The following is a 26,353-nucleotide window of genomic DNA, read 5'->3' as shown; positions in this document are numbered from 1 at the left end:
ACACACAATCGGTCGATTCCTCACGAAAGGCGCAACCATGGTCAATGTCCTCGACCCGGTGACTCGTCACGCGGAAGCCAATCCGGACAACATCGCAATCCGTGGTTCCCAGCAGCACTGGACATACCGGCAACTCCACGACGCGTCCCTCACTTTCGCAGGCCGAATCCGCGGCGCCGGGTTGAACATCGGTGATCGAGTTTTGCTCGTTGCCCCGTCGGCCGCCGAATTCGTAGTGGCCTATCTGGGCATTCAAGCGGCAGGGTGCGTCGTAGTTCCGGTTAACACGATGTCTGCGCAGCCTGAAATCGAATACGTACTCGAGGACGCCGAAATTGAACTCGCCGTTGCCTGGCACCAACTCGGGCCCGCAATCCACGACGCCGGGGCAGCCCGCGGCGTGCCGGTGTGGGAACTGACCGAAGAATCTGCAACGGGGCCGCACACACCGACATCGATCACGGACCGCGACCGCAGCGACACCACCGCGATTCTTTACACCTCCGGCACTACCGGACGCCCCAAGGGCGCACAGCTGACCGTGGGAAACCTGTTGTCTGCCGGCGAAATCGGGGCTGAAAGCAGTCGAGGAAATTCTTCGGATCGAACTGGCACCGGGCTGCCCCTGTTCCACATCTTCGGTCAGGGTTCCGTGATGATGCCTACCTTCATCGGCGGCGGATCGCTGTCTCTGCTCCCACGCTTCGATCCCGCTGCCATGCTCGAGATGGTTCGCCGAGATCAACTGACCGTCATGGCCGGTGTCCCGACCATGTGGAATGCCATGCTGCATGCGGCCGCCGATGTGGACAGCTCGGATTTCGAACAGCTTCGGATCGCGATCTCCGGCGGCGCCTCTTTGCCGGGAGAAGTTGCGCGCGCCTTCGAAGCGCGTTTCGGCTGCACCATCCTCGAGGGCTACGGACTGACCGAGACCAGCGCGTTCGGAACCTTCAACAACATCGATCGAGGCGCAAAGATCGGGTACACCGGCCGAGCTGTACCGCGAACACTAGCCGAAGTTCGGGATCACGACGGAAATGTCTGCACTGCAGGCATTGTCGGCGAAGTCTTCATCAAAGGCCCAACCGTGATGAAAGGGTACTGGAAGCGCCCGGAGGACACGTCCGCCGTATTGTCGCCGGACGGCTGGTTCCGCACCGGAGACCTCGGTGAGACTGATGGCGATGGCGATCTCCGCATTGTCGACCGCGTCAAGGATCTGATCATTCGCGGCGGATACAACGTGTACCCCGGCGAGGTGGAGGAAGTGCTCTACAGCCATCCCGACATCATCGAAGCCGCAGTGATCGGCATTCCCGACGACTACTACGGCGAAGAAGTTGCGGCGGTAGTCGCGGTACGACCAGGATCGTCCGTCACTGCGGATGACGTGACGGGCTGGGCGCGGGACCATCTGTCCGCCTACAAGATTCCTCGCGTCGTCCAGTTTGTCGACTCGCTACCCAAGGGATCTACCGGCAAAATCCTCAAGCGCTCGATCGATCGCACAGAACTGGTCGCACAGAAACAGAACTGAAAGACAGTCCATGATCAGCTCTCGAAGTATCGACGCGGATTGTCCACCAGCATTGTCGTGATCTGCTCTTCGGTCACTCCGCGTTCGAGCAGGGCCGGGATGACTTGATCGCTGATGTGAGTGAAGTTCCAGTTCGGTACGGCCGCATCTTTCGCCTCACTCGAGAACCAGTCGATGAAACACGCGGCGTCGTGTGCGAGGACCATCTTCTCGGCATATCCACGACGCACCATTTCGACCACGGTATTCACCCGGTTCTCGAAGGGCAGCAACACATCCAGACCGAACCGGTCCATGCCCAACAGCGAACCCCCGTCCGCGAGTGCACACAGGTAATCGAGGTCTGCCGAATCGCCCGAATGACCGATGACGACTTTCGCGAGGTCTACACCCTCGTCGGCCAGCACTTTCTGTACGACCAGGCCGGATTCGGTGTGTGGGTTGGTATGGACCGTGATCGGCACGCCGGTTTCGACCTGCGCCGCTCCGACTGCGCGCATCACGCGCTCGACGCCCGACGTGAGGCCGGGTTCCTCGATTGCGCATTTGAGGAACGACGCACGGATGTCGGTTCTGAACTGCTCCCCGGAAGTTGGACTGAGAAATTCAGTTCCAACGTCCGGGGAGCAGTTCTATGCATGCACGAAGTTCACTGTCCGAGAAGCAGCGGGTCACAGCGGTAGCGTTGTTCGAGGAAGGTGCGGGCACGTGCGCGGTCGCGACACAATTGGGAACGAGCGTGCACCCGATCCGCGAGTTGTACGACAGATGGCGAGTTCGCGGCAGAGGAGCGTTGGTTAGTGGAATTGGAACGGAAGGTCGTTGTAGGTGTAGATGCCGGTGGCAACGATGATGTTGAGATCAACCTGCTCGTTGATACGCGCAATGCGTGGAATGTAGCGACCGAGACCGATAACGGTCGGATCGACGATGGTGCTGATGCCTCGGGACTTAAGTTCCCTGAGCTTGGCAACGGCATCAGCAACCCGTACGTCCTCATCCCACGGTTCGGGATAGTCGGGAAAGTTCTGACGCATCTCTTCTCCGAGCACGAAGACATGTTCGTGCATCAGCACCATTCCCAGATCGGCTGTATCCACCGGCCCACGAACGGTTTGTACTGAACCCATCGATCAAACCCCTGACTGTGATTGGCATCACCAATATGAGACAATGTGAAAGTTTGTCTCACAACATGCGGTTCGTCAACAGGTACAGCCCAGCCCGATCAATACGTGATGTTGCAACGCCGGCCAACTTAGAGGATGCCCCCGATGCCTTCCGACCACGCGCGCCGACGGGCGATCGACACTGCCGCGAGCATGTACCTCGCGGAGAAGCCGCTCGACATGTCATTACTTGCCGAGCACCTCGGGGTAGGCCGCGCGACGCTCTATCGCTGGGTCGGAAACCGCGACACGCTCCTCGGTACTGTCCTTGCCGAAGCCACCGAACGAACCTACCGAAAAGCCATGTCGCAGGCCGTCGGCCAGGGCGCTGACTACATTCTCGACGTATTCGGCCGCGTCATGCACACGGTGGAATCGTCCACCGAACTCCGTGCGCTGATCAAGCGTGAACCGATGCTGTTCGTCAAACTCGCAATGCTGCCGGGGTCTTTCGAGTCGATCCCCGCGTCGATCACAGCTGAGATCCTGCAAACTCAGGTCAACGCCGGCCACATCACGATCGCTCTCTCGCCACAGGTTCTGGGCGGCGCTCTGGTTCGCATCTGCGACGTACATCTTTACGCGCCGCTACTCGGGCATGAGAAGGCGGAAATCGAAACGGCCCTCGACCTGATCGCACTGCTACTCGGAGTTACCCGCACATAAATTTCCGACACACACGACGAAATTTGTCGTCAGACGTCTGATGAGTTGCTAGGCTCCCTGCAGTCAACCGGAGAGGTAGCCGTGTCCGACGAACATGCAGGGTCTGCACTGCGCAGCGGTCCGCTGGTACCGCAACTGGAACAGATATTCCGGTCAAGAATCCAACAGGCACAATGGGCTCCGACAACACGGATCCCCAGCGAAGCCGCCCTTGCCGCCGAACTGGGCGTCGGGCGTTCGTCCATCCGTGAAGCCATCCGCCTGCTGGCCCGTGACGGACTGCTGGAAGTACGGCACGGCATCGGCACATTCGTCGCCGCGGAATCCGACCTCGAACATGCCGACGAGTTCACCCGACTCCTCCGGAGATCACGTCTCCTCGAAGTTTTCGAGGTTCGACGAGCCTTGGAAGTCGAGGCTGCCAGGCTTGCAGCCGAGCGTGCACAACCTGCCGACCTCGAGAGGCTTCGACGCCAACTTTCCGTGCGCCACAGCCACTTCGAAGGTGATGTCGAGCAGTTCGTCGACGTAGACCTGGACTTTCACACCGAAGTGGTTCGACTGTCAGGGAACGCCGTTCTACTTTCCCTGTTCGAGTCGGTGCGCCCGCTTCTCCGCGACACGCTTGTCGAATTGGTCGCCCACGAAGTGGGAGTTCCCGACACTTCTCATACCCACGACCAATTACTCACAGCACTGCAGGATTCAGACCCGGACGCAGCGATGGCTGCCACTCGGGAGAACATCGATACGGTCTTGCGGCAACTGCGCGTACTCGATAGTTAGAAAGGCTTCATCGACGTGCAACATCCTCACGGCACAGTCCTCTCGACAGAACATGTGGATTTGGTCCGCGGTGGCCGATACTTGTTGCGAGACATCACTATTTCTATCGAGCCTGGCCAACACTGGGCGCTACTCGGCGCAAACGGGGCCGGCAAGAGCACGCTACTGAGCCTGTTCGGTGCGACCGAGCACCCCACCCGTGGTTCCGTCTTCGTACTCGGCCACAAATTGGGTCGCGTCGACATGCGCGAACTGCGAATGGACATCGGACACGTAAACCCGCGCCACACGATCGGGATTCCGATCACCGTCCGAAACGTCGTCATCACCGGCCTGACCAATACCACCGAGATAATGTCGCGATGGTCACCGACGCCCGAACAACTAGCACATGCCGACACCCTGATCGATCTACTCGGCATGAGCCCGCGCTCGGATGCACTGTGGCCCAATTTGTCTCAGGGCGAACGAGGGCGCACCCTGATCGCCCGGGCTCTCATGGTCGAGCCCAGGCTACTCCTTCTCGACGAACCTGCCACCGGCCTCGATCTGGCCGCCCGCGAGCAGCTGCTGACAGCCCTGGACGACCTTCGTCACCAAAATCCATCTCTGGCAAGCATTCTCGTAACTCACCATATCGAAGAGATTCCGAGCACGACGACGCACGCACTGCTGATCAAGGATGGAATCATCACCGCAAACGGCCTCGCCGACGACGTGATCACGACGGAGAACATCAGCGAATGCTTCTCTCATCCCATCGAGATCGAACGACGCAACCGGCGCTGGAATGCTCGGTCCCGGCCCCGTGAACTGATCTAGGCGCACGTCAGAGTCGACGGGCACCGGGACCGTCTCGACCCAGTTCGTCTCCCGGGTTGAGAAGATTGCACGTTTTGAGAGACAGGCATCCGCAACCGATACATCCGGTCAGTTGTTCCTGGAGACGGGCGATCGCCTGCTTACGGTCCTCGAGTCGCTGATTCCATTCCTCGGAAATTTTGCTCCAGTCCTTCTTGTTCGGTGTTCTTCCCTCGGGGAGGGAGCCAAATACCTCGGCGACCTCCGCGAGCGGTATACCGAACCGAACGGCCAACTGAATCAACGACACCCGCCTGATCGCGTGGCGTGGGAACTTACGCATATTGCCGGCGGTCCGCTCGGCCGGAATCAGTCCGAGGCTCTCGTAGTACCGAACGGCCGACACGGCCGCACCAGTACGGGCGGACACCTCCCCGATGGAGAGAAGTTCGTCGCTCTTGCGGATCATCTTGCCTCCCAGCGCTAGCTCGAAGTTGACCTCGAGCGCACTTGAGACTTTACATTCGTCGGCACGCATTCTCCTTCCGATACCTCTATCGACACCAGGGCGAGTGCTGGTTTACTTCTGATTGTCTTACCGTCGCAACGTGTGTCGGAGTGATGATCGCAGCCCGCATATTTCCGTCACCAAAGGAGAGTTGAGCCTTGACCGAATCGAATGCAGCCCAGGCCGGAGACGACTTCCCGAAGGTCGGTGCACCCGCGCTTCGCGCCTTGCTCGGCGCTGGATACACCGAATTGCCGCAACTAGCGTCGGTACCAGAGAAGGAATTGGCGAAGCTTCACGGTATGGGCCCGAAGGCGCTACGCATTCTCGGTGAAGCTCTCGCCGAACGTGGACTGACGTTCGGCGAGAACTGACCCACCGTCACACAACGCTTGCCCGTACCTGATTTCCGCCTTCTCGCTTCGCTTGATACATGGCGGAATCCGCGACACGGAAGAGCGCAGAAACCATGTCGTCGACAGCCTCATCGGGACCCTGGGGCACTGTGCGAATCGCGATTCCGATGCTCGCACTTGTCTCGGGAACGTCGTTGTCCCCATTCATTGCGGCAGATATTCGAGTGGAGAGTTTGGCGACCGAACCGAAGGGAACCCGTTCCAGCACCACGAATTCGTCGCCTCCGACCCGTGCAATCAGTGCCGATTTCGACGTCCACAATTGAATACGCAACGCGGTCCGAATGATCGTGCTGTCACCGATATCGTGGCCGTGCAGATCATTGATCTTCTTGAAGCGGTCGAGATCGATCACCACAACCAGTAGCGCATTCAATTCATTGATTTCGTCGCCCACGATGGCCGTTGCGCGACGGGAAAGCCCGCGACGGTTGAGTAGGCCGGTCAACGGATCCAATTCCGACGTGGTCGCATCGGAACTGAACATTGCCAGCATGATCTGCGAGACCACCGGAATGACATAAATGGTTGCTAGGGTGACACCAATTTTTGCAATACCCAACCCCCAGTCGGTGTTGTCCCCGAACAGGAGAGTCCACCCGGCAGCCAAGGTCACCAGAGTTGCAAAGACCAAGTGGCCGAGTTGCAGCTTCGGGTTGTGGAAGAACGCGATGTAACCGCCGATCGATGCGAATACCACGCAGCACAGCAGTCGCGCCAGCGGGTCGATATCGCACGCCGCCGACAACGCTATCGCTATATCGGAGCCGAAAACGAACGTGTACGACCATCGTCTCGTGATTGGCCGAAACCACCAGATAACACCGGCGACCAGGCAGACCGTTGAAATACCCAGGTTGACTGATCGCCAGAGAGCTCCTTGCGGGCCCACTTCGCTCCAACGCATGAGGATCAGGACGACGCCCATTCCGAATGCAGTTCCACCGACCAGAAGCCGGCACGCGACCACAAGTCCTCGGTCTTCGAGGTAGCGCAGGAAAGTATTGAACTGGTCGGGAAGCCGCCACCACGCTGCGACCAATTCGATCAGGGCTTTCATTCAGCTACCACATTTCTGTCGCCGCAAATCTGCTGCATACGCCGACGATCCGCGTGACAGAAGGATTCCAATGGTGATGCCGCCATATATTGCAGCATAATGACCGTGACGAATCCGACCAACCGTTCCCACCGATATCGACTCGCCGATATCGATGAAAACAGCAAGCATTCAGCTACATCAAGGGTTAGCTACTGCAGATCGATTAGTTCACGGCTTCGTACGCTGCCGATACGTACTCCGCAGACCGCTCCGACCCGAGCAGTCCGGCCCCCATCTTGTTCATGACGTACGAAATCGTCATGCGCTTGTCGGTATCGATGACGATCTGCGAACCACCCCATCCGCCCCAGAAACAGATCCGCCCCTCCGGAATGAACGGGACGGACTCCGGCGTCGGCAACCCGAATCCCACACCGAACCGAACCGGTACGCCCAGGACCAGATCGACGCCATAGGACTGTTCGTCGAAAATCATGCCGATGGTCTCCTCGGACAGAAGTCGAATGTCTCCGACCTTCCCGCCGCACGCGATCACCGACTGAATCCGAGCGAGGGCGCGCGCATTGGAATGGCCATTGGCCGCCCCGATCTCGGCGGCGCGCCAACCGTCGGTCCATGAACCTGTCGCGTCGGCCGGCGGCGCTGTGAAGGTCTTGACCATGATGCTGTCCATCCCGAGCGCAGCAATATCGATCGGTAGCGGCGGTGGGGCAATGACATTGGAGACGCGTCCGTACTCCGATTTCGGCAAGCCGAGCCGGAAATCCGCGTCGAGCGGCCCGGCGATTTCTTCTTCGATGAACCGACCCAGGGTGCGTCCGTCGACGCGTCGAACAACCTCGCCGATCAGGTGTCCGTAATTGAGCGCGTGATAGCCCGATGCGGTTCCCGGCTCCCACCAGGGGGCCTGCCTCGCCAATCGCGCTGTTGCATACTCGTCGTCGCAGATGTTCTCGAGCGTGAACGGCTGATCCCAGCCCGATACGCCCGACGTGTGCGAGAGCAACTGACGGACTTCGATCCGATCCTTGCCGTTCGCTGCGAACTCGGGCCAGTACTGCGCGACCGGCGCGTATATGTCCAACAACCCTCGGTCGACCAGCATCAGCGCAGCTAACGCAGTCACGGTTTTAGTGCACGACCAAACATTCGTGACGGTGTTCCGCTCCCAGGGCGCGGTATGTTCCGCGTCAATCCACCCACCCCACATGTCGACGACGGATTCACCGTCGATCGTGACTGCTATGGACGCGCCGACATCCTCGCCGGAAGCAATATTCCGTTCGAGCGCACTTCTCAGCTCGGAAAATCGCGGATCGCATACGCCTTCGATACCTATCACGAGCAGCCTCCGGGGTGTGAATGAAACCTGACGTCGAGTTCAACTATCGAATGAGTATGTGTCCGATTTCAATGTGGTGTCAATCACTTTCTGCCCGTAATCTTCACTCAGACCAGCGCAATGCCCTCCGCGATTCGACGACGGAAATCCCAGAGATAAAAGTTGTAAGGGAACATCCGCACGATTTTCGGCGTGTAGCGATTCACTCGGGCGACAACGCGCATCGAACGATCAAAGTTGCGTTGACGCCTCGCGCTCCACGGCAGCCGCATCTCGTCGCGAAATGTCTGCGGAAGGAAGCCCGTAGTCACGAATCTGTTGAATGGTCCGACCACCGGATGAAGGATCCGATGAGTGAACGATGCCGAGGCTATTCCGTAGAGGTGCGCGCGGATCGTCTCGTCAATGCTGATCCTTTCCAGATTGTCGTTCCAGTAGACCTCGAAGGCATCTCTGTCGGCAGGCCACATCTCACGACGCATCTGCAATGTCGTACCTAGCGTCGCGCTGCGCTGATAGATCGCCTCGTGCGTTACCGGATCCGGATTTCCGTACAAAATCTTGTAGACGTCTTCGAACCCCCGGTACAAGCAGGCCGCGACCCAGAGCTGGAGCTCGGGATCGAATGCGTTGTATTCGACCGGACTGTTCTCGTCGGAGCGAACGTGCTTGTGCGCACCATTGACGGCATGCCGATATTTCTTCTTCTCCTCGTCAGTGGCGAGCGAGGCGACGGACAGATACGTCAACGTCGTCCGAGTCCGCTTCACGGGATGACGATCCAAGCGCCCGGATTCGACCTTGCTCTCGTAGACGCCGTAACCCACTGCGGGCCTGCCCAATTGCATGATCACATTCGCTCCGGCAGCCAGTAGTCCAAGGCCGGACATCGCTTTTTCGATCTCCGCGTCGACGTCGACACTTCGCGTCAATTCCTCACCCGTCGTCATTCCTGCTCCCTCGGTGACCATATCTGCGAACATGCGTGATCAGATTAGTGAATCTTCGAAACGACAAGATGTCAAGATGGTATTCATGAATGACCAACCGCGCCCCTATGGCGGCGTCGACGGGGCACGTCGAGTGGAGCAACGACGAGAGTCCCTGATCGAGGCCGGGCTCGAACTGATGGGATCCCCGGAACCCGAACTCACGGTTCGCGGCGTCTGCAAGCAGGCCGGTGTGGCCGCCCGGTACTTCTACGAAAGCTTTGCCGACCGCGACGCACTGATGTCAGCCGTGTACGACAGTGTTGTCACCGACATCGCAATATCCACCCAGGCCGCCGTAGACACCGCCGAATCGGAGCACGACAAAGCACTTGCGGGCATCGCGAATATCGTCCACACCATCGCGCGCGACCCCCGGCGCGGCCGCCTACTGTTCGCGACCGCACTGACCAACCCGACACTTGCCAACAGGCGTCGTGATTCGACGATGACGTTTGTCGGTCTCCTCGCCGGCAACGCCAAAACGTTCTACCGACTCGGGGACAGCAGACAACTGACCCTGACGGCCACCTTCCTGGTCGGTGGTCTCGCACAAACCCTCAGTGCCTGGCTCGACGGTTACATCGACGTCACCGAGGAAGAACTTATATCCGGTTGCGCTGCAATCCTTCTCGCGCCGTCGATGAATCAGCAGGACTAGTCCCAGATGCCGATCTTGTCGAGATGGGCAAGGAGTCGCTCAGCACCGTCGGAGAACTGCACTCGCATCTGCCGGTCCACCTGCCCCAGATCCCGTTTCTCGAAGGCCTCGATCAGCTTGTCGTGACTCTTCACCGCCAACTCACCCCAGCCCGGATCAGTCGCATACAGCCGAGCCGGCGTGTACCGGATGGCACCGAAGAGGAACCAGCCCAGCTTGGCGCCGCCCGCCACTCTGTTGATCAGCCGGTGAAACTCGAACTCGCACTGCTCGATCACCGTTGCGTCGGAACGCTCGAGCGCCTCTCGCAGCGCTGAGTTCAGTTGCACCAATTCGGCCAAATGCTCAGCGGTAATACTGTCGGATGCACGTAGCGCCAACTTGACCGCGATCTCACCCTGCAGCCAGAAGATGTCCTCGATGTCCTGGCGGCTCAAAGGACACACGACGTAACCCCGGTGCGGCACCAGTTCGACCATTCCCTCGCCGCGCAAAGCAACGAGGGCCTCCCGAACCGGTGTCACACTCACACCGAGTTCTGCTGCAGTTTCATCCAATCGAACGAAGTCACCCGGCCGCACGCCGCCCGACATGATCACGTTACGAACGTGATTGGCGACGTCCTCGGACAGCTGCGGACGCCGTCTCAGAACAGGGTTCGCCGCCCGAGAGCGTGCAGGCGCTGCCACAACCGATCCTCACAGTCCGTACGTCTTGCCGATGATGTCTCGCTGAATCTCGTTGGTACCACCGTAAATGGAAGACACAAGAGTCTTCCGCACATGATGTTCCATGTCGAACTCAGTGGCGTAACCGTACCCGCCCATCATCTGCATGCCTTCGAGCGCCGCCTTCTTGGCGGTCTCGGTGAGCTTGAGCTTGGCCATCGATGCTTCTCGCGGAAACATCGTCGTCGGGTTGGCGTCAACCATCCGCGCGACGCTGTAGACCAGGAGCCGACCGCATTCGATTTCTGTGGCGAGGTCCGCGATCCGATGACGTAAAGCCTGGAATGTGCCGACCGGCCTACCGAATTGTTTACGAGTGGTGATGAATTCGAGAGTGTCGTCGAATGCCCGCTGCGCCGTTCCCAGCATCATGGCCGCAAGAATGAGTCGTTCGATATTGAGTCCGGCCATCAGCTGCTTCCAACCGTTGCCCACCTCGCCGACTACTGCATCCTCGGGCAGGAACGTATCGGTGAAGTAGAGGTCGTTGACCTCTTTGCCGCCCATCGTGTCGATGCCGCTGATCGTCAACCCGTCGATGTTCGCCGGGACGTGAAACATCGTCAGGCCCTCATGCTTGCCGGCACCCCGGGAAGTGCGCGCCACCAGCAGAATGTTCTCGGCAAAATGGGCATTGGAACACCACGTCTTCTGACCGTTGATCAGCCACCCGCCGTCAACCTTCTCGGCTCGGCAACTGAGATTGCCGACGTCTGACCCGGCTTCAGGTTCCGACATCGAAATCGACTGCGACGCACCTCGAACGATGCCTCCGAGCACTTCCTTCTTCTGCGCCGGGCTACCGAATTTCTCGTACGCCGCGCCCGTGATGACAGTAGGTCCGAGACCGCCGATCGGAGCCATTCCCTTGGCTGCCTCTTCGAGGAATATGCACAGGTCAACTGTGCTGCCGGCGGATCCACCGTATTCCTCGGGGACGGTCAAGCCAAGCCAGCCCAATGCTGCCATCTTCTCGTAGAACGCCTGGTTGTGGTTATGTTCGCCGAAGTTGGTCAGTTGGTCGCGCTGACCCCGCGTGCCACTTTCCTTCTTACAGAATGCCGCGACGGATCGGGCGAAATCGGACTGCTCCTGCGTGAAATCCATATTCATCGACTGCTCCGTCAGTGGTGTGATCGTGAGGGGTTGTCGTTGCGCTTCTCGGCGCATACTGTGACACCCAGCACAGTAAATCACATCACATATATGTGATGCGTCGAAACGTGGAGGCCTCACCCAGATGACGGAACAACTCGGCAGTCAGAGCACATCGATCGATCCTCACGCCGACGACAACACCTTCGCCAGCTTCGATCCCCGAGACAGCACTGTCATCGCTAGATACTCCGTTGCGGATCGAACCGCTGTCGACAGTGCCGTAGGCGACGCACGCACTGCCGCCCGCTGGTGGGATCAACTCGGATTCTCCGGACGTCAAAAAGTGTTGCGGGACTTCCGCGCGGCAATCGCGAACAATGCAGAAGCCATGGCCGCGATCATCTCCGCCGAGACCGGCAAACCTGCCGACGACGCCCTCCTCGAGGTAATGCTGGCGCTCGAGCACCTCGATTGGGCAGCCCGCAATGCACAGAAGGTACTGCGCCGCAGACGCGTCGGTGCCGGACTGATCAGCGCCAACCAATCAGCGTCGGTCGGCTATCGCCCAATGGGAGTCGTCGGGGTCATCGGCCCGTGGAACTATCCGCTCTACACTCCGATGGGATCAATCGGTTACGCCCTGGCTGCCGGAAATGCTGTCGTCTTCAAACCCAGTGAACTCTCACCCGGAGTAGGCGTCGAACTGGCACGCCTGTGGAACATCGCCGCACCGGGTCATCCTGTCCTACAAACCATTACCGGCGACGGACAGACCGGTGCGCTGCTGTGTTCATCCGGAGTGAACAAGATCGCATTCACCGGATCAACGGCGACCGCCAAGCGGGTCATGGCGACCTGCGCCGAAACCCTGACCCCACTGGTCGCCGAATGCGGCGGCAAGGATCCCATGCTGGTGAACACCGACGCCAATCTTGATGCAGCAGTCAGCTTTGCGGCCTTCGGCGCCGTCGGCAACGGCGGACAAACGTGCGCCGGCGTCGAGCGCATCTATGTCGCGGCACCGGTCTACGACGCTTTTCTTTCCAAACTCACGGCAGCCCTGACCGATGCACGCGCCGGAGACAGCGATTCCGCGACATACGGGCCCATGACACTGGGCAAGCAGACCGCGATTGTCCGAGGACACGTCGAGGACGCCCTCAACCGGGGAGCGAAAGCCGTTCTCGGCGGACTCGATTCCTTCCGCGGCCCGTTCATCGACCCCATAATCTTGACCGAAGTGCCCGAGAACTCCACCGCGATCACCGAAGAAACCTTCGGGCCCAGCGTTGTCGTGAACAAAGTGGCCGACATGGACGAAGCAATCGAGCGTGCCAACGCATCCAAATACGGCTTGGGTGCCTCCGTGTTCACCAAAAGTTCCGCACAAGGGCGAGCAATTGCCGAACGTCTCGAATGTGGCGTTGTCACAGTCAATTCGGTCCTCGGGTTCGCCTCGATCGCGGCGCTACCCTTCGGCGGCGTCGGGGATTCCGGATTCGGCAGAATTCACGGGGCAGACGGCTTGCGCGAATTCAGCAGCGTCAAGTCCGTTGCCGTACAGAAGTTCAGCGCCCCACTCGACCTGTTGACCATCGAACGCAAAGCCCGCGCCATGAAGATATCCCGCTGGATGTTGGCGAAGCGGCACGGCTAGAACGGGTCGGCGTTTCCGCTTCCCCACCACCGAATTGAGCGAAAGTGCCGTTCGGCGCATCCAAGGCGCCGAACGGCACTTTCGCTCGGAATGGATTCCCGGCAATCACGACGGTCGACCTTCTGGTTGGATGAACACCGGAAGCAACGCACCAAAGGGGTAGCAACTGTGGTTTCAGATCCCATCACCGGCCTGGAAACGGAACTCGCCGACATGTGGCAACGGGGTCGTGCTCGCTCCCGGAAGTATGCCCGGGCAATTCATCCGAAGCTCGATCCGGCGCTCTACCCTGTCTTGGTCATCCTGAACCGGAACCAAGCCGTTCGCATGTCCGAGCTGATCTCGACGCTCGACATCGAGAAATCCACCCTGACAAGGCAGATCAATGCTGCTGAGCGCCTCGGGCTAGTCGAGCGAATTCCGGATCCCGACGACGCCCGCGCCAAACTGGTGGCATTGACGCCTGAGGCCAAAACGAAACTGAGCAACATCCAGAACCGTCAGATCGACGAGTGGCGTGCCCGTCTGGCCACCTGGAAGCCCGAGGACATCGTCACACTGACGTCGTTGCTCCGACGTCTCGGCAACTCGGAAAACTAATCCTCGAAACAGTTGCGTACTGCAACCAACTTGTCTTATAGTTGCAATATTCAACTAGACAGGGGTCGGCGATGGTCACACGCGAACCGTGCGAACCCGTCGTCGTCAGCTCCGATGCAAGGAAACTCATGGATACAGCCAAGCCCACGGACGCCCCACCGTCGTCACCAACACTGCCACCCGAAGCCCCGATGACACACAAGCAGAAGATCGAAGCTCTCGTCGGCTTGCTTCTCGGCATGTTCGTTGCATTCCTGTCTTCGACCATCGTGTCAAATGCATTGCCTACCATCATTACCGAGCTTCACGGCACCCAGGACCAATACACCTGGGTCGTGACGGCAACTCTGTTGGCTTCCACCGCAACAACTCCCATCTGGGGAAAGTTCTCCGATCTAGTCAGCAAGAAACTGCTTGTCCAGCTGTCCATCACGCTCTTCACCATCGGTTCCGTTCTGGCCGGACTGTCACAGTCCGTGGGCATGCTGATCGGATTCCGCGCGATCCAGGGCCTCGGCCTCGGCGGTCTGCAGGCACTGGTCATCATCGTTATCGCCGCAATGTTCAGTCCCCGCGAACGTGGCCGCTACCAGGGGCCCATCGCAGCAGTCATGTCGATTGCCACGGTTGCAGGCCCACTGATCGGCGGCGTCATCGTCGACACCAGCTGGCTCGGCTGGCGTTGGACGTTCTTTGTCGGCGTTCCCCTCGCTGTCATCGCACTGATCGTCGTTCAACGAACCCTGAACCTTCCCGTCGTCAAGAAGGATGTCAGCATCGACTACGCCGGCGCGACGCTCATTGCCGCCGGAGTCAGCACGCTCCTCATCTGGGTCACGTTGGCCGGCAAGAACTTCGACTGGGCGTCGGGGATGTCATTCTTCCTGGTCGGCCTCGGAATCGTTCTTCTGGCGGTCGCAATTTGGGTGGAAAGCAAAGTCGAGGAACCCATCATCCCACTGCGACTGTTCCGTGATCGCACCACCACACTCGCGACGCTTGCCAGCATCGCCGTCGGTGTCGCAATGTTCGGCGGCGCAGTCTTCCTCGGGCAGTACTTCCAGATCGCACGCGGTTACTCCCCCACCGTCGCCGGACTCTTGACGCTCCCGATGGTGATCGGTTCCCTGCTCTCGTCGGGAATCTCGGGATCACTCATCACCAAGTTCGGCCGCTGGAAGGGTTTCCTCGTTGTCGGCTCGCTGGCAATGTCCGTGGGATTCTTCCTCCTGTCCACAATCGATCACACAACTCCGATGATGCAGGTCGGATTCTTCCTCTTCGTCCTCGGCGCCGGTATGGGCATGGTGATGCAGAACCTTGTACTCGCAGTACAGAACACAGTGGCACCCAGCGATCTGGGAACAGCCAGTTCCACCGTCTCGTTCTTCCGTTCGCTCGGCGGCGCTGCCGGCGTCTCCGTTCTGGGCGCAGTTCTTTCCACGCATGTTGCAAACCTGACCACCAGCGGCTTGAGTGCGCTCGGTATCGACGTGAGTTCGGCCGGCGGATCCAGCGCCGGGCTGTCGAACCTCAAGGAACTGCCCGAGGCCGTTGCCGACGTCGTCCGTGCGTCGTACGGCGACGGAACCGCACGAATCTTCTTCATCGCGGGAATTCTGGCCCTGCTCAGCCTCTTTGCCATCGTCTTCATCAAGGAGACGGTTCTACGAACGGAGAGCGGTGACGAACAGTTGACCGCGAAACTGGCCGCTGCCGAAGAAGCCGATATCGAATCGGAAGGAGCGGTTCCGGCCGGCATGCTCCCCGCAGACGTGAGCTCCCGACGATAACGAACCACAGCAAAGCTCCGCCCCAGGACACTCGAGCGTCCTGGGGCGGAGCTTTGCTTGTTCCAGTGCGAGCGATTCGGGTTGCGGCTCTCTAGGTTGCAGCGATGACGCCGGCGACGGGAATGCCGCCTCCCACTGCCATCCGGAAGTCGATCATTGCCCGCTCGACATGGTTGGCACTCGAGACGACGACAACACCGCTCGCCCGGCGATCAGCCAGAATCTGCGCGGTGTTCTGCGCATTCTGGACCGTTGACCCGGATCGGCCCTCCTCGGTAATCCTTCCGGGATCGATACCGTTGGCAACAAGCCAGTCGCGCATCGCCTTGGCCTCGGTAATGCCGGACTTGGGCGCACCGCCGCTGGTGATGATCGGCGCCGCTGGATATTGACGCGCAACCTCCAGCGCAGCCTGCAGTCGCTCGACCAGCATCGGACGCATCGTGCCGTCGTCGAACAGTCCGGCGCCAAGCACGACGATGTTGGTCCCCGCCGGGTTGAGGTCGAGTAGCAGTGGCGACCGGCGCGTCAAGGCCTCGGCGCCAGTGCACACCACAACCACCTCTCGAACTGTGGATTGACACCCCCCGAAGACGGAAAGAACACCGTTGACCACCGTGATCGGTGTGATATCTGCACTCGCCGTTGCCGGCGAAAGTCCCACCCCTGCCGCTGCCACCAAAGCTGCTGCAGCGATTCCCTTCAACACAGATGTGCGCACATTGACCATCAAGCTGACTCCCCTGAATTGTCGGATGTCTCGCCACGGTATCGGCAAGACACTCGAATATCGCGCATTTGATCCGATTGTTACCCAACCGATGGGGCGATGCATATCCGTTCGAGTCGAACACAGCGACCTTCGTCGTCGAGCGCAGCGACCTTCGTCGTCGAGCGCAGCCGACAAGGAAGTAGACGGTAGTCGCAAATCACCTAACTCTCTGGTGCACAAAGGAATTTACCGCTTCTCTCAACTCTCCAATCTGTCGCAAATCGGAAGTAAAGGTTTGGCGATGCGTATCCCGTAGTAGCAACTCAAACCGCCCTCACAAAGGTCACAAATGGTGACCACACTGCTCTCGCTCGACACTTTAGGTCAATTGACCTAAAGTGGCAGCCATGACCGACTCCCTGCACCACAGATCCGACGCACCGATCCTGATCGTCGGAGGGTACGGAACCGTCGGCACCGCATTGACACACCTTGCTGCGCCCAAATTTCCGATTCTGCTCGCCGGCCGCAATCCCGCTGGCGGTGCCGAACTCGCTAGAACACACGGAGTTTCGGTAAGACGCTGGGATCTCGGCGACCCCACGCCTTTCGACGCCACAGTCCGCGCAGTCGTCTCGACAGTCAATGATCCACACGACCGCGTTCTGCGAGCATGCATAGAAGCCGGAGTCCCGTACGTCGACATAACCAGGTGGACCGGAAGGGTCGCCCGGGCAGCAACTCTGACAGGGCACCTGGCGCCCACCAGTCCGGTCTACCTGTCATCGGGATGGATGGGCGGAGTAACCAATCTTGTTGCTGCAGCACTGGTTCACGAACTCGGCGGCGCCGACGAGATCACCATTTCGATCCGCTACGACACCAACGATCGTGCCGGCCGCGATTCAGTCGACTTCATAGACCGTCTCGGCCAGGACTACGAAGTGATGCTGGGCGGCAACCCGATCACCGTCAGCCCACTGACTGATACCGCGTGGGTTGAATTTCCGGGATCCAGAACTAAAGTTGCGCGTATCGACACGCCCGAGCAGCTCACATTTCCCATGACCATGAACGTCCAAACAGCGACGACCAGAATCGGATTCAGCTCGAACGTGTCCACAAACCTTCTTCTCGCAGCCAAGAAGGCCGGACTGTTCCGATGGGGCCGCGGCAACAAATTCACGCCACTACGCCGTGCGCTCCTCTACTCACCCGGCACCGGCGGCAGCGCGCAAGTCCGCATCGATGTGTCCGGGCCTCATGGCGCCTCGAGCGCAGTAGTGGTCGACCCGAACGGTCAAGCACACCTGACAGCAGTGGGTGGATACCTCGCACTACGACGCGTCCTCGGAAACGACATGCATCCCGGAGTCGCTTTCCCCGAATCGGTTCCGCATCCGGAACGCATCATCGGAGAACTCGAGAAACACGGAGTGGCAGTATTGCGGACATGACACTCTCGAAAGGAGCCGCCCGCACGGCAGCGATTCTCGACGCCGCCGAGGAAGTCCTGATCACTGCGGGCAATGCGCACTCGGCGATGCGTGACTTTGCCGCTGCCGCGGGCGTTCGTGTCGGCCATCTTCAACATTACTTCCCTACCCGGGCAGATCTCATACGCGCGATCATGTCGCGCGCACTCGAACGTTCGCTCGCACGGCTCACTGCGATGACGGACACCTGGACAGAGGCCGCGTCCGATACCCCGATCACGCGGGCCGATTCCGAAAGGCTCATCATCGTTCTGCTCTCCGAGCAGGAGGACCCGGCGACTGTCCGGCTGTACGTCGAAGTGTGGTCTCTTGCCTCTGTCGATACCGAGATCGCCGCAGTCGTTCGAAACTTCTACCGGCAGTATGTCGCTCACGTGAACCGCATTATCGCTCGCGCGCAGCCCGACCTCGATTCCGTCGCACTCCGCGGGCGAGCCGAGACAGTGGTGAGCGTCCTCGAAGGTTCGTCGGTCCTTCGTTCAGGCATCGCTGACCTCCGATCGGATTCGACCGACACCATTCTGGTGCAAACGCTGCAGTATCTGATTCACGGGTCGTGACGCGCACGTATCGTAGGCGTATGAGCGTTGCACACGAGTGGAGCCGGATCACTGCCTGGTGCCGTACTCACGCACCGGTGACGGCTGCCGCGATGCAACCGGGATTGTCCGAGAACACTATCTCCGAATACGAGGCGTCCACCGGTTTCGATTGGCCCGCGGAACTCAAAGATCTGTACCGCATACAGAACGGCAGTGTGACGCATGACGATCGCACCGGGTTGTTTCTCGGCAGCGTTCTGCCCGACAAGTTCCTTTATCCCATCGACGTGGCCGTAGAGATTCGACTCAACCTCCTCGAAGCGTGGGACGAAACCATCTACGAAAATGTGGAACTGTACGCCGAGGACGAGATGGATCTGCGTGACGGCGACGAAGCCGGTACTGCGGCAAGCATGTTCATCCCTTCCTACCTTCCGTTTGCCGGCCTCGACGAGTATCACTACTTTGTCGATACTCGGGCGGGCGCATTGCACAACTGCGTCACTGAGTACGCGCAGGAATCCCGGGACACCGGCGGCCCCATCTGGGCCTCCGTCTCGGTAATGTTGGCGGCTCACGCGAGCGCCCTCGAAGAGGGTTCGGTGCTCGGGGTCTGGAAACCCGTTGTAAGCAAAGGCGTTTTGGAATGGGAAGTCGAAGCATGAGTTCACCGCATCACCAGGCCCGTCGAGTGCTGGCCGACGGCCGCGAGATCATCTACTTCGACGACGTCGGCACCAATCGAGCACATGACGCCCCGGATCTGCGGGAGCTACCGGCTGCCACCCATCACTCGGCTATGCGTTTCGACGCGATCGTAGGCGAGTGGATCACCATCGCGTCACATCGCATGACCCGCACACACCTACCGTCCCTCGCCGACTGTCCACTGTGCCCGACCAGCGAAACCGGCACGGCCACTGAGATACCCGAAGCACAGTACGACGTCGCAGTGTTCGAGAACAGGTTTCCCAGCTTCGCGTTCGGCGCGGAGACGGACACGAACGGAACGCGTCTGGGTCTGCTCGATCGTCCCGCTGACGGCCGCTGTGAAGTGTTGTGCTTTTCGAGCGATCACACTGCGTCCGTAGGCGATCTCCCACTCGCCCGCATGAAGACGATCATCTCGGCATGGATAGCTCGAACTGAAGAGCTTTCCGCTTTGCCGGGAGTCGAGCAGGTATTCTGCTTCGAGAATCGAGGCGAGGAGATCGGCGTAACTCTGCGTCACCCCCACGGCCAGATCTATGCGTATCCGTATGTGACACCCCGAACGGAAGCCATTTCCGCACAGGCCGACAAGCACTTTCAGCGCACTGGTCGCTCACTGCTCCGCGACGTACTCGACTTCGAACGTGCCGCCGGCACTCGCGTCGTCTACAGCGGCGAACACTGGACCGGCTACGTACCCGTAGCAGCACGGTGGCCGATCGAGATTCACCTGGCTCCCCATCGTGATGTCCCGGACCTCCCCGCACTGAACACGGATGAGCGCGCAGAACTCGCAGTGGTCTACCAGGATCTCCTGCGCCGCATCGACCACTTCTATCCGGAAGTCGATCAAGTTCCCTACATCGCGGCCTGGCATCAGGCGCCGGTTCGAATCAATCGCCATCTGAGTCGCCTTCACCTACAACTTTTCTCGATCTTACGGGCGCCTGGCAAACTCAAATATCTCGCCGGATCCGAATCGGCAATGGGAGCATGGGTCAATGACGCCGTGCCCGAAAACGTGGCCGCACGCTTGAGGGAGTTGGCACTGTGAACTCACTGAAAAGTACTGTGCAACAATCATTTTATTCGACCTTCGGCTACCAACCGACCGGCGCCTGGTCGGCCCCCGGCCGCGTCAACTTGATCGGCGAACACACCGATTACAACGCCGGACTGTGCCTACCCATAGCCCTCGAACACCGCACCTACGTTGCCGCCGCACTACGCGCCGACAACCTGGTGCGGATCCACAGCCAGCAATCCGCAACCGCCCACGAAGGTGATTGCGGCACAATCGGACACAGCTGGGCTGCCTATCCCACAGCAGTTCTGTGGGCACTCGGATTCGACAACATCGGCATCGATCTCTACCTCGACTCTTCAGTACCCGTAGGCGCCGGACTCTCCAGCTCCGCGGCACTCACCTGCTCAGTAGCATTGACTGTCAACGAACTTCACGGAAATCCCTTCTCCCGCCATCAACTCGCAGAAGCCTGTATCCGTGCCGAAAACGAAGGGGTCGGAGCCCCCACCGGCGGGATGGACCAGACCATCGCACTCTTCGCCCGGCCCGCAACAGCACTTCTCCTCGACTGCCGAGACAACTCCACCGAGCACATCCCATTCGACCTACCATCCACCGGTTTCGAACTCATCGTCATCGACACCGGGGTCAAACATTCCCTCGCCGACGGTCAATACGGAGTGCGCCGAGCCCAGTGCGCCGACGCAGCGCATTTCCTCGGCGTCAGTAGTTTGCGCGAGGCAACCCTCGACCAGGTCGAATCACTGGACGACGCAGTCCTTCGGTCCCGGGCACGCCACGTCGTCTCCGAAAACGAGCGGGTGCGAGGCGTCGGGAAGCTCTTGCGTGAGAACCGGGTGAGTGAGATCGGCCCGCTCCTCGACAGTTCTCACGCTTCATTGCGTGACGACTTCGAAGTCTCCTGCCCCGAACTCGACGCCGCGGTCGAAGCCGCGCGCCTGGGCGGCGCCGTGGGCGCCAGAATGACCGGCGGCGGGTTCGGCGGAAGCGCCATCGCGCTCGCCCCCGTTGGTAAATTCCGAAATATACGACAAAACGTAGTAGACGCCTATACTCGCAGGTCATTGCCTGTGCCGCGATTTTTTCACGCGACGCCATCGGGCCCCGCCCACCGGGACTGAGAGCCACCTCACATTAATAGTCATTTTAGATGCGAATTATGTAGGTTCGAGATATGCAACTGACGCAGTTCACCGATCTGGGGTTGCGCGTCGTCATGCGGCTAGCCGTACTCGACGCTGACGCCTCCCCCAGCACCCGGCTGATTGCCCAGCAGCTCAATGTGTCCTACGCCCACACAACCAAGGTTGTTACGCGCCTCGGCGAACTGGGCATCGTCAATACCAAACGTGGCCGCAGCGGTGGACTCTCCATCACCGAACTCGGCCGCACCGCCACCATCGGATGGCTCGCCAGGCGCCTCGAGGGGCCCGGCGAGGTCGTCGACTGTGAAGGCAACAAGCCGTGCCCCCTGCGCGGCGGATGCCTTCTTCGCAGCGCATTGCACGACGCGCAAGAAGCGTTCTTCACCTCACTCGACGGTGTCACGATCGCAGACGTGACACGCCAGCCGTCCAAGACCGTTCTCCTTCGTCTCACCACTCAGAGTAACGAAGCAGGCTGAACACCAACGAATCTCGACCGAACGGAGCATCTCATGCTTTCCCCACAGTCAACCGAGGTCATTCGCGCCACCCTCCCCGTGGTCGGCGCCGCCATCGGAGACATCACGTCCCGGTTCTACGAGCGAATGTTGACAGCCCACCCGGAACTCGAGCGCGATCTGTTCAATCGCGCCAACCAGAAGCAAGGCGAACAGCAAAAGGCTCTCGCCGGTGCAATCGCCGCCTTCGCTACGCTGCAAATCGAACCCGATCAGGACAAGGTAGATCTCATCCTGTCCCGCATCGCACACAAGCATGCATCACTCGGCATTACACCTGATCAGTACGCTGTCGTCCATGAGCATCTCTTCGCGGCAATTGTCGAAATACTCGGCGAGGCAATAACTCCCGAGGTCGCCACCGCTTGGGATGAGGTCTACTGGCTGATGGCAGAAACACTGATCTCGATGGAACGTGGTCTCTACGAATTGGCCGGCGTCGAGCCGGGTGACGTGTGGCGCACAGTTCGAATCACCGAACGCGTACTACAGTCCGCCGATACCGTGTCGCTGACACTAGCCTCGACCGACGGCACTGAACTTCCAACTTTTGCTCCCGGACAATATCTTTCGGTTGGTGTCGTCTTGGCCGACGGCGCTCGTCAAATACGCCAGTACAGCCTGTGCTCGACGCCCAGCAGTTCCGATTGGCGGATCAGCGTCAAGCGAATCTTCGGAGAATTCGACGGCGAGGTATCGAACTTCCTCTACAGCAACGTCTTCGAGGGTGACACCCTGTCCGTCACCACACCTTTCGGCGATCTCACGATGCCCGACGACAATTCGCCGCTACTGCTCGCATCCGCCGGCATTGGATGCACTCCGATGATCGGCATGCTCAATCATCTCGCCGACACCGGCGCAACGCGCTCCGTCTCGGTCATTCACGCCGATCGGTCCATCGCCGATCATGCACACCGAACCGAACTGAGTGCACTCGTCGACAAGATTCCGGCAGCGAAGTTGCATCGCTGGTACGAGGACTTGGGAGTGCACTCATCGCGCGAGGCTGTCAGCGAAGGGCGAGCGGATCTCCGCGACATCGAACTCGACCCCGATACGCAGGCCTTCCTGTGCGGGCCGATGCCGTTCATGCTGTCGATGCGCAAATCCTTGATCGCACGTGACATTCCGGCGCAGAATATCCACTACGAGGTCTTCGGACCGGACAGCTGGGCAAACGCCTGAGTCAGGAGTGCCGATGGCGGAGAGAATGATCGCGAGACTCTTTCGCGCTGGGCCGATTCCGGGGCGATGTGGCGGGTTCTTCACCGAACCCCCACATCGATCATGGTGTCACTGTGCCGCTGCGACGGCGGCGAAGAAATGGACCGCTTGACATCCACCGATCCGGACCTGCTCACTCTTTGCGAGCGAACGTACCTTTCGGCGTATCCAAGGCGACGAGCCTACCGTTCGCGCAGAAAGAAGGGGATCCCTGCCTCACTTCACGTTCAATGTCCCATTCATGTTCGAGTGATAGATGCAGTGAAAGGCGTATGACCCGGATTCAGCAGGTGCCCTGAAAGATCCGGAATCGTTCTCGTTAACCGTGACGGAAAACAGCCCGGACATATCCGAGGTTACGGAATGCTGGGCGCTGCTGTTGTTGCGGACCGCGACAACCTGGCTAGCTTCGACGGAGTCCGGTGTCTGGTATTCGAAACCGTTGATGCTGATCGTCGGCGCCGCCGCACTGTCCATCCCGTTCGCTTCCACAATCGACACGGACTGAATTTCAGTCGAGCCGCTACTGGTGTCACCGCACCCGCCCAACGCGAATATCGACAGAAATAGTGCAGCGGTTGCCACACAAACCCGCTTCATGGGTTCGGCCTCCTCGTCAGAGCCCCCCATCAGCTCCCCGGTGCAATGATTACCCCGGAGCGGCAGAGCCAAACCACAAAAGGGGGTGCCGGTGACGTTCGAAGTACTTGCATTGGTAGCCCTCGCCGGCCTCCTCGGCCCACTGCTGGCGGCACGGTTGAGCTGGCACGTTCCGGTAGTAGTGGGCGAATTGGCCGCTGGCGTCATTTTGGGAGTGACGGGTTTCGGTCTACTCGACTCCGCGGATCGGACGTTTACGTTCTTGGCGGATATCGGGTTTGCTCTGACGATGTTGGTGGCGGGTTCACATGTGCCGGTTCGCGACCCCGAGGTGCGCGCCGCGATCGGCAAAGGGGCCGGCCGCGCGGTAGTGGTCGGCGCACTTGCCGCCGCGGCCGGTTTTGGGGTGTCGACGGTGTTCGATACCGGCCATGCGGCGTTGTATGCGGTTCTGATCGCGTCGTCGTCGGCTGCGCTCATTCTTCCGATCGTGGATTCGCTTGCACTCGGCGGCACGTCGGTTCTGCAGATGACAGCGCAGGTCGCCATCGCCGATACTGTGTGCATCGTCGTGCTGCCACTCGTCATCGATCCGGGCAATGCCGTCCGGGCCGCGGTCGGTGCGCTGGTGGTGACCGTCGCAGCGGTAGCAATATTCTTCGTACTGCGGGCACTGCATCGATCCGGAGATTGGCGACGGCTACACAAGTTTTCGGAGAAGCGGAAGTTTGCGCTCGAACTGCGCATCAATCTGGTGATCCTGTTTTCGCTGGCCGCGTTGGTGGCGAGCACTCACGTATCCGTCATGCTCGCCGGCTTTGCCTTCGGACTTATCCTGGCTGCGATCGGGGAACCTCGACGCCTCGCGAAACAACTCTTTGCGATCACCGACGGCTTCTTCGCGCCGTTGTTCTTCGTCTGGCTCGGGGCTTCGATCAATCTTCGTGATCTGGTCAGCCATCCGCCGTCGGTTGGGCTGGGGGTAGCTCTGGGCGGCGCAACCCTGATCGTCCACTCGGCGCTGCGTGCCACGGGTTTACCTCTTTCGCTGGGCGTGTTGTCGGCGGCGCAACTCGGCGTTCCGGTTGCTGCGGTGACGGTGGGCTCACAACTGGGAGTGTTGGGAAACGGTGAGCCTGCAGCAATTCTTCTCGGCGCTTTGATCACTGTCGGCGGCGCAACATTGGCCGGTTCGGCTGCGGCACGAGCGGGGATACCCGCCTCTAGCTGAATTGCACTGGTATCGAAACCTGCAATGTGTCAGCTACTTACAATACTTTTCGGCCAATTCCCCGAAAAATGCCGAACATATTGACGCGATGGATGTTTAGTTTTCTCTTGTCCGAATTCGGTGCCAAGATAGTCACCATGGCGCGCCAGGTTCCCTCACCTTCCGGGAGCAATCCGTGGCGCACACTCAAAGAATGGTTCGACGAGCCGCACGATTACGAATGGTTGGGGCAGCAGCGGTCCAGCCGTCCGATTCAGCCACTGTTCCGTGCCCTGCTCGGGTTCATGACGATGATTTTCGGGATTACCGCCATCTTCAAATTGATCGGACCGGACGCACCGCCGACCCAAATCGGGAAATACCTTGCGGTCAGCGTCATCGTCGGATGCTTTCTCGTCGCCGCGTTCTGGTTCACCCAACCCTTTCCGGGACGGCGCGGACTGATTGCATTCGCCGTCTTTGCCGATATCGGCTTCGCCGGGGCGGTTCTGATGGTTGTCGATCGCGAATCGGCAACTTTCGGGTGTATTGCCTTTGTGGTCAGCGGTACCTACGCCACATTGTTTGTCAGCGCCCGGTGGCTTTTGGCCCATGCCGTATGGGCGACCGGCGTCAGCACCATCGTGTTTTTTCTGGCCTTCCAGGAGACCAATGCCGACATAACTACCCTCATAGCGCGGGCTCTGGTCCTGTTCACCGCAGTCACCCTTCTTCCGATCTTCTCCCATCTGACATGGCGCACGCTGTACCGCGACGCCCGCTACTCGGATCGGGATCCCCTCACCGGACTGTTGAATCGCCGTGGACTCGAGCCTGCGATCTTGGATTTGTTCGAGCACGCCCGGGCCGAGCATTGGTCTCTCGCGTTTGTTGTTGTCGATATCGACAAGTTCAAGTTGGTCAACGATGTTCACGGCCATTTCGAGGGTGACCAGGTAATCAAGAGAACAGCCGACCGCCTCAGTTCTCACCTCGGTCAGCGAGCGGTCATCGGCCGGGTCGGCGGCGAAGAATATCTCGCTGCCATATCGGGACCAATCCAATTGATCAGCGTCTTGATCGGCGGCATTGTCGAGGCAATTTCCGGCCATCCGGATACCGTGCCCACCACTGTGAGCGTCGGCGCAGTGATCATGCCGACCGAATCGAAGGCTTGGACCGGCGGGGCAACTGCGATTTCGGTCGCGTCGAATGTTGCCGACTCGATGATGTATCAAGCCAAGGCCGCCGGTGGAAACGGCCTCCGCACCGCGGAGATCTAAAACCGACTAGGGAATTATTTTCTTCGTACTGCATTTCAATGCCA

Annotated in this window: 26 protein-coding genes and 1 pseudogene; 18 read left to right on the top strand and 9 right to left on the bottom strand. The window is 59.8% G+C overall.

The features are described from left to right. Nucleotides 1-37: 37 nt before the first annotated feature. Nucleotides 38-1,540 carry an AMP-binding protein gene (locus MTX36_RS20600; protein ID WP_243621535.1) on the top strand — a complete coding sequence of 501 codons (1,503 nt, stop codon included), beginning with the start codon at nucleotides 38-40 and terminating at the stop codon, nucleotides 1,538-1,540. Between the two features lie 14 nt (nucleotides 1,541-1,554). On the opposite strand, the pseudogene MTX36_RS30595 reads toward MTX36_RS20600, so the two are convergent. Then, nucleotides 1,555-2,670 (bottom strand): annotated as a pseudogene (locus tag MTX36_RS30595) (phosphotriesterase). 144 nt (nucleotides 2,671-2,814) lie between these two features. Between MTX36_RS30595 and MTX36_RS20585 the strand changes: the two are divergent. The 3 genes from MTX36_RS20585 (at nucleotide 2,815) to MTX36_RS20575 (ending at nucleotide 4,983) form a co-directional block, all read left to right on the top strand. Beyond that, nucleotides 2,815-3,375 carry a QsdR family transcriptional regulator gene (locus MTX36_RS20585; RefSeq protein WP_243621534.1) on the top strand — a complete coding sequence of 187 codons (561 nt, stop codon included), beginning with the start codon at nucleotides 2,815-2,817 and terminating at the stop codon, nucleotides 3,373-3,375. An 81-nt stretch (nucleotides 3,376-3,456) separates the two neighbouring features. After that, nucleotides 3,457-4,161 carry a FadR/GntR family transcriptional regulator gene (locus MTX36_RS20580; protein ID WP_243621533.1) on the top strand — a complete coding sequence of 235 codons (705 nt, stop codon included), beginning with the start codon at nucleotides 3,457-3,459 and terminating at the stop codon, nucleotides 4,159-4,161. A gap of 15 nt (nucleotides 4,162-4,176) precedes the next feature. Continuing rightward, nucleotides 4,177-4,983 carry an ABC transporter ATP-binding protein gene (locus MTX36_RS20575; RefSeq protein WP_243621532.1) on the top strand — a complete coding sequence of 269 codons (807 nt, stop codon included), beginning with the start codon at nucleotides 4,177-4,179 and terminating at the stop codon, nucleotides 4,981-4,983. 7 nt (nucleotides 4,984-4,990) lie between these two features. Here the strand turns inward: MTX36_RS20575 and soxR are convergent, their stop codons facing one another. Continuing rightward, nucleotides 4,991-5,428 (bottom strand): redox-sensitive transcriptional activator SoxR, encoded by a 438-nt coding sequence (gene soxR / locus MTX36_RS20570; protein WP_243621601.1) that lies wholly within the window; start codon nucleotides 5,426-5,428, stop codon nucleotides 4,991-4,993. A 200-nt stretch (nucleotides 5,429-5,628) separates the two neighbouring features. On the opposite strand from soxR, the gene MTX36_RS20565 reads away from it, so the two are divergent. Next, nucleotides 5,629-5,844, top strand: a complete 216-nt coding sequence (locus MTX36_RS20565) for a helix-hairpin-helix domain-containing protein (protein WP_243621531.1) — start codon at nucleotides 5,629-5,631, stop codon at nucleotides 5,842-5,844. Between the two features lie 7 nt (nucleotides 5,845-5,851). On the opposite strand, the gene MTX36_RS20560 is transcribed toward MTX36_RS20565, so the two are convergent. From MTX36_RS20560 to MTX36_RS20550, 3 genes are all read right to left on the bottom strand, one after another. Then, complete coding sequence (locus MTX36_RS20560) at nucleotides 5,852-6,946, bottom strand: diguanylate cyclase (protein WP_243621530.1); 1,095 nt, start codon at nucleotides 6,944-6,946, stop codon at nucleotides 5,852-5,854. A gap of 205 nt (nucleotides 6,947-7,151) precedes the next feature. Further along, a complete protein-coding gene (locus MTX36_RS20555; RefSeq protein ID WP_243621529.1) occupies nucleotides 7,152-8,291 on the bottom strand; it encodes a serine hydrolase domain-containing protein in 1,140 nt (379 codons plus the stop codon). A gap of 107 nt (nucleotides 8,292-8,398) precedes the next feature. Next, the gene (locus MTX36_RS20550) at nucleotides 8,399-9,274 is read right to left on the bottom strand and encodes an oxygenase MpaB family protein (RefSeq protein WP_243621528.1); all 876 of its coding nucleotides are present in this window, start codon (nucleotides 9,272-9,274) and stop codon (nucleotides 8,399-8,401) included. 43 nt (nucleotides 9,275-9,317) lie between these two features. On the opposite strand from MTX36_RS20550, the gene MTX36_RS20545 reads away from it, so the two are divergent. After that, nucleotides 9,318-9,941, top strand: coding sequence for a TetR/AcrR family transcriptional regulator (locus MTX36_RS20545; protein ID WP_243621527.1), 624 nt, complete (start codon nucleotides 9,318-9,320; stop codon nucleotides 9,939-9,941). Here the strand turns inward: MTX36_RS20545 and MTX36_RS20540 are convergent. Both MTX36_RS20540 and MTX36_RS20535 read right to left on the bottom strand, forming a co-directional pair. Further along, on the bottom strand, nucleotides 9,938-10,630 hold the full coding sequence (locus MTX36_RS20540) for a GntR family transcriptional regulator (RefSeq protein ID WP_243621526.1): 693 nt from the start codon (nucleotides 10,628-10,630) through the stop codon (nucleotides 9,938-9,940). The genes MTX36_RS20545 and MTX36_RS20540 overlap by 4 nt on opposite strands. A gap of 9 nt (nucleotides 10,631-10,639) precedes the next feature. Next, the gene (locus MTX36_RS20535; RefSeq protein ID WP_243621525.1) at nucleotides 10,640-11,782 is read right to left on the bottom strand and encodes an acyl-CoA dehydrogenase family protein; all 1,143 of its coding nucleotides are present in this window, start codon (nucleotides 11,780-11,782) and stop codon (nucleotides 10,640-10,642) included. 127 nt (nucleotides 11,783-11,909) lie between these two features. Here MTX36_RS20535 and MTX36_RS20530 point away from each other — a divergent pair, with 127 nt between their 5' ends. The 3 genes from MTX36_RS20530 to MTX36_RS20520 all read left to right on the top strand — a co-directional run bounded on the left by MTX36_RS20530 (nucleotide 11,910) and on the right by MTX36_RS20520 (nucleotide 15,817). Continuing rightward, nucleotides 11,910-13,424, top strand: a complete 1,515-nt coding sequence (locus MTX36_RS20530) for an aldehyde dehydrogenase family protein (RefSeq protein WP_243621524.1) — start codon at nucleotides 11,910-11,912, stop codon at nucleotides 13,422-13,424. Nucleotides 13,425-13,592: 168 nt separating this feature from the next. Next, the gene (locus MTX36_RS20525) at nucleotides 13,593-14,024 is read left to right on the top strand and encodes a MarR family winged helix-turn-helix transcriptional regulator (RefSeq protein ID WP_243621523.1); all 432 of its coding nucleotides are present in this window, start codon (nucleotides 13,593-13,595) and stop codon (nucleotides 14,022-14,024) included. A 191-nt stretch (nucleotides 14,025-14,215) separates the two neighbouring features. Further along, nucleotides 14,216-15,817, top strand: coding sequence for a DHA2 family efflux MFS transporter permease subunit (locus tag MTX36_RS20520; protein ID WP_243621600.1), 1,602 nt, complete (start codon nucleotides 14,216-14,218; stop codon nucleotides 15,815-15,817). A gap of 91 nt (nucleotides 15,818-15,908) precedes the next feature. Here the strand turns inward: MTX36_RS20520 and MTX36_RS20515 are convergent, their stop codons facing one another. Next, nucleotides 15,909-16,547 carry a YdcF family protein gene (locus tag MTX36_RS20515; protein ID WP_243621522.1) on the bottom strand — a complete coding sequence of 213 codons (639 nt, stop codon included), beginning with the start codon at nucleotides 16,545-16,547 and terminating at the stop codon, nucleotides 15,909-15,911. Nucleotides 16,548-16,936: 389 nt separating this feature from the next. On the opposite strand from MTX36_RS20515, the gene MTX36_RS20510 reads away from it, so the two are divergent. Genes MTX36_RS20510 through MTX36_RS20480 form a run of 7 tightly spaced genes read left to right on the top strand, consistent with a single transcriptional unit; the run spans nucleotide 16,937 to nucleotide 23,177 of the window. Continuing rightward, complete coding sequence (locus MTX36_RS20510) at nucleotides 16,937-17,986, top strand: saccharopine dehydrogenase family protein (RefSeq protein WP_243621521.1); 1,050 nt, start codon at nucleotides 16,937-16,939, stop codon at nucleotides 17,984-17,986. Further along, nucleotides 17,983-18,585, top strand: a complete 603-nt coding sequence (locus MTX36_RS20505) for a TetR/AcrR family transcriptional regulator (protein ID WP_243621520.1) — start codon at nucleotides 17,983-17,985, stop codon at nucleotides 18,583-18,585. The genes MTX36_RS20510 and MTX36_RS20505 overlap by 4 nt, the downstream gene beginning before the upstream one ends. A gap of 20 nt (nucleotides 18,586-18,605) precedes the next feature. Then, nucleotides 18,606-19,232 carry an SMI1/KNR4 family protein gene (locus MTX36_RS20500; protein WP_243621519.1) on the top strand — a complete coding sequence of 209 codons (627 nt, stop codon included), beginning with the start codon at nucleotides 18,606-18,608 and terminating at the stop codon, nucleotides 19,230-19,232. Beyond that, entirely contained in the window at nucleotides 19,229-20,332 is a 1,104-nt protein-coding gene (gene galT, locus MTX36_RS20495) for a galactose-1-phosphate uridylyltransferase (RefSeq protein ID WP_243621518.1), read from the top strand. Before MTX36_RS20500 ends, galT begins: the two co-directional genes overlap by 4 nt. Further along, the gene (gene galK / locus MTX36_RS20490; protein ID WP_243621517.1) at nucleotides 20,329-21,447 is read left to right on the top strand and encodes a galactokinase; all 1,119 of its coding nucleotides are present in this window, start codon (nucleotides 20,329-20,331) and stop codon (nucleotides 21,445-21,447) included. Before galT ends, galK begins: the two co-directional genes overlap by 4 nt. 53 nt (nucleotides 21,448-21,500) lie before the next feature. Continuing rightward, a complete protein-coding gene (locus MTX36_RS20485) occupies nucleotides 21,501-21,950 on the top strand; it encodes an Rrf2 family transcriptional regulator (RefSeq protein WP_243621516.1) in 450 nt (149 codons plus the stop codon). Nucleotides 21,951-21,983: 33 nt separating this feature from the next. Continuing rightward, on the top strand, nucleotides 21,984-23,177 hold the full coding sequence (locus tag MTX36_RS20480) for a globin domain-containing protein (RefSeq protein ID WP_243621515.1): 1,194 nt from the start codon (nucleotides 21,984-21,986) through the stop codon (nucleotides 23,175-23,177). A gap of 255 nt (nucleotides 23,178-23,432) precedes the next feature. Here the strand turns inward: MTX36_RS20480 and MTX36_RS20475 are convergent, their stop codons facing one another. Next, on the bottom strand, nucleotides 23,433-23,816 hold the full coding sequence (locus MTX36_RS20475; protein WP_243621605.1) for a hypothetical protein: 384 nt from the start codon (nucleotides 23,814-23,816) through the stop codon (nucleotides 23,433-23,435). A 91-nt stretch (nucleotides 23,817-23,907) separates the two neighbouring features. Between MTX36_RS20475 and MTX36_RS20470 the strand changes: the two genes are divergently transcribed. Beyond that, the gene (locus MTX36_RS20470) at nucleotides 23,908-25,047 is read left to right on the top strand and encodes a cation:proton antiporter (RefSeq protein WP_243621514.1); all 1,140 of its coding nucleotides are present in this window, start codon (nucleotides 23,908-23,910) and stop codon (nucleotides 25,045-25,047) included. A gap of 92 nt (nucleotides 25,048-25,139) precedes the next feature. Continuing rightward, nucleotides 25,140-26,309: a GGDEF domain-containing protein gene (locus tag MTX36_RS20465; RefSeq protein WP_243621513.1), complete on the top strand. Its 1,170-nt coding sequence runs from the start codon at nucleotides 25,140-25,142 to the stop codon at nucleotides 26,307-26,309. The last annotated feature ends 44 nt before the right edge of the window (nucleotides 26,310-26,353 follow it).

It is taken from the genome of Rhodococcus sp. ARC_M6 (genome assembly GCF_022810305.1).
In the GTDB taxonomy this organism is placed as follows: Bacteria; Actinomycetota; Actinomycetes; order Mycobacteriales; family Mycobacteriaceae; genus Rhodococcus_F.
This window is presented reverse-complemented; position numbering and strand designations above follow the sequence as displayed.

Bases quoted from the DNA above. Each gene is read 5' to 3' on its own strand.
- MTX36_RS20600 (WP_243621535.1), top strand. From the start codon at position 38: ATGGTCAATGTCCTCGACCCGGTGACTCGTCACGCGGAAGCCAATCCG.
- MTX36_RS20585 (WP_243621534.1), top strand. From the start codon at position 2,815: ATGCCTTCCGACCACGCGCGCCGACGGGCGATCGACACTGCCGCGAGC.
- MTX36_RS20560 (WP_243621530.1), bottom strand. From the start codon at position 6,946: ATGAAAGCCCTGATCGAATTGGTCGCAGCGTGGTGGCGGCTTCCCGAC.
- MTX36_RS20550 (WP_243621528.1), bottom strand. From the start codon at position 9,274: ATGTTCGCAGATATGGTCACCGAGGGAGCAGGAATGACGACGGGTGAG.
- MTX36_RS20545 (WP_243621527.1), top strand. From the start codon at position 9,318: ATGGTATTCATGAATGACCAACCGCGCCCCTATGGCGGCGTCGACGGG.
- MTX36_RS20535 (WP_243621525.1), bottom strand. From the start codon at position 11,782: ATGAATATGGATTTCACGCAGGAGCAGTCCGATTTCGCCCGATCCGTC.
- MTX36_RS20530 (WP_243621524.1), top strand. From the start codon at position 11,910: ATGACGGAACAACTCGGCAGTCAGAGCACATCGATCGATCCTCACGCC.
- MTX36_RS20520 (WP_243621600.1), top strand. From the start codon at position 14,216: ATGACACACAAGCAGAAGATCGAAGCTCTCGTCGGCTTGCTTCTCGGC.
- MTX36_RS20515 (WP_243621522.1), bottom strand. From the start codon at position 16,547: ATGGTCAATGTGCGCACATCTGTGTTGAAGGGAATCGCTGCAGCAGCT.
- MTX36_RS20510 (WP_243621521.1), top strand. From the start codon at position 16,937: ATGACCGACTCCCTGCACCACAGATCCGACGCACCGATCCTGATCGTC.
- MTX36_RS20505 (WP_243621520.1), top strand. From the start codon at position 17,983: ATGACACTCTCGAAAGGAGCCGCCCGCACGGCAGCGATTCTCGACGCC.
- MTX36_RS20500 (WP_243621519.1), top strand. From the start codon at position 18,606: ATGAGCGTTGCACACGAGTGGAGCCGGATCACTGCCTGGTGCCGTACT.
- galT (WP_243621518.1), top strand. From the start codon at position 19,229: ATGAGTTCACCGCATCACCAGGCCCGTCGAGTGCTGGCCGACGGCCGC.
- MTX36_RS20485 (WP_243621516.1), top strand. From the start codon at position 21,501: ATGCAACTGACGCAGTTCACCGATCTGGGGTTGCGCGTCGTCATGCGG.
- MTX36_RS20480 (WP_243621515.1), top strand. From the start codon at position 21,984: ATGCTTTCCCCACAGTCAACCGAGGTCATTCGCGCCACCCTCCCCGTG.
- MTX36_RS20475 (WP_243621605.1), bottom strand. From the start codon at position 23,816: ATGAAGCGGGTTTGTGTGGCAACCGCTGCACTATTTCTGTCGATATTC.
- MTX36_RS20465 (WP_243621513.1), top strand. From the start codon at position 25,140: ATGTTTAGTTTTCTCTTGTCCGAATTCGGTGCCAAGATAGTCACCATG.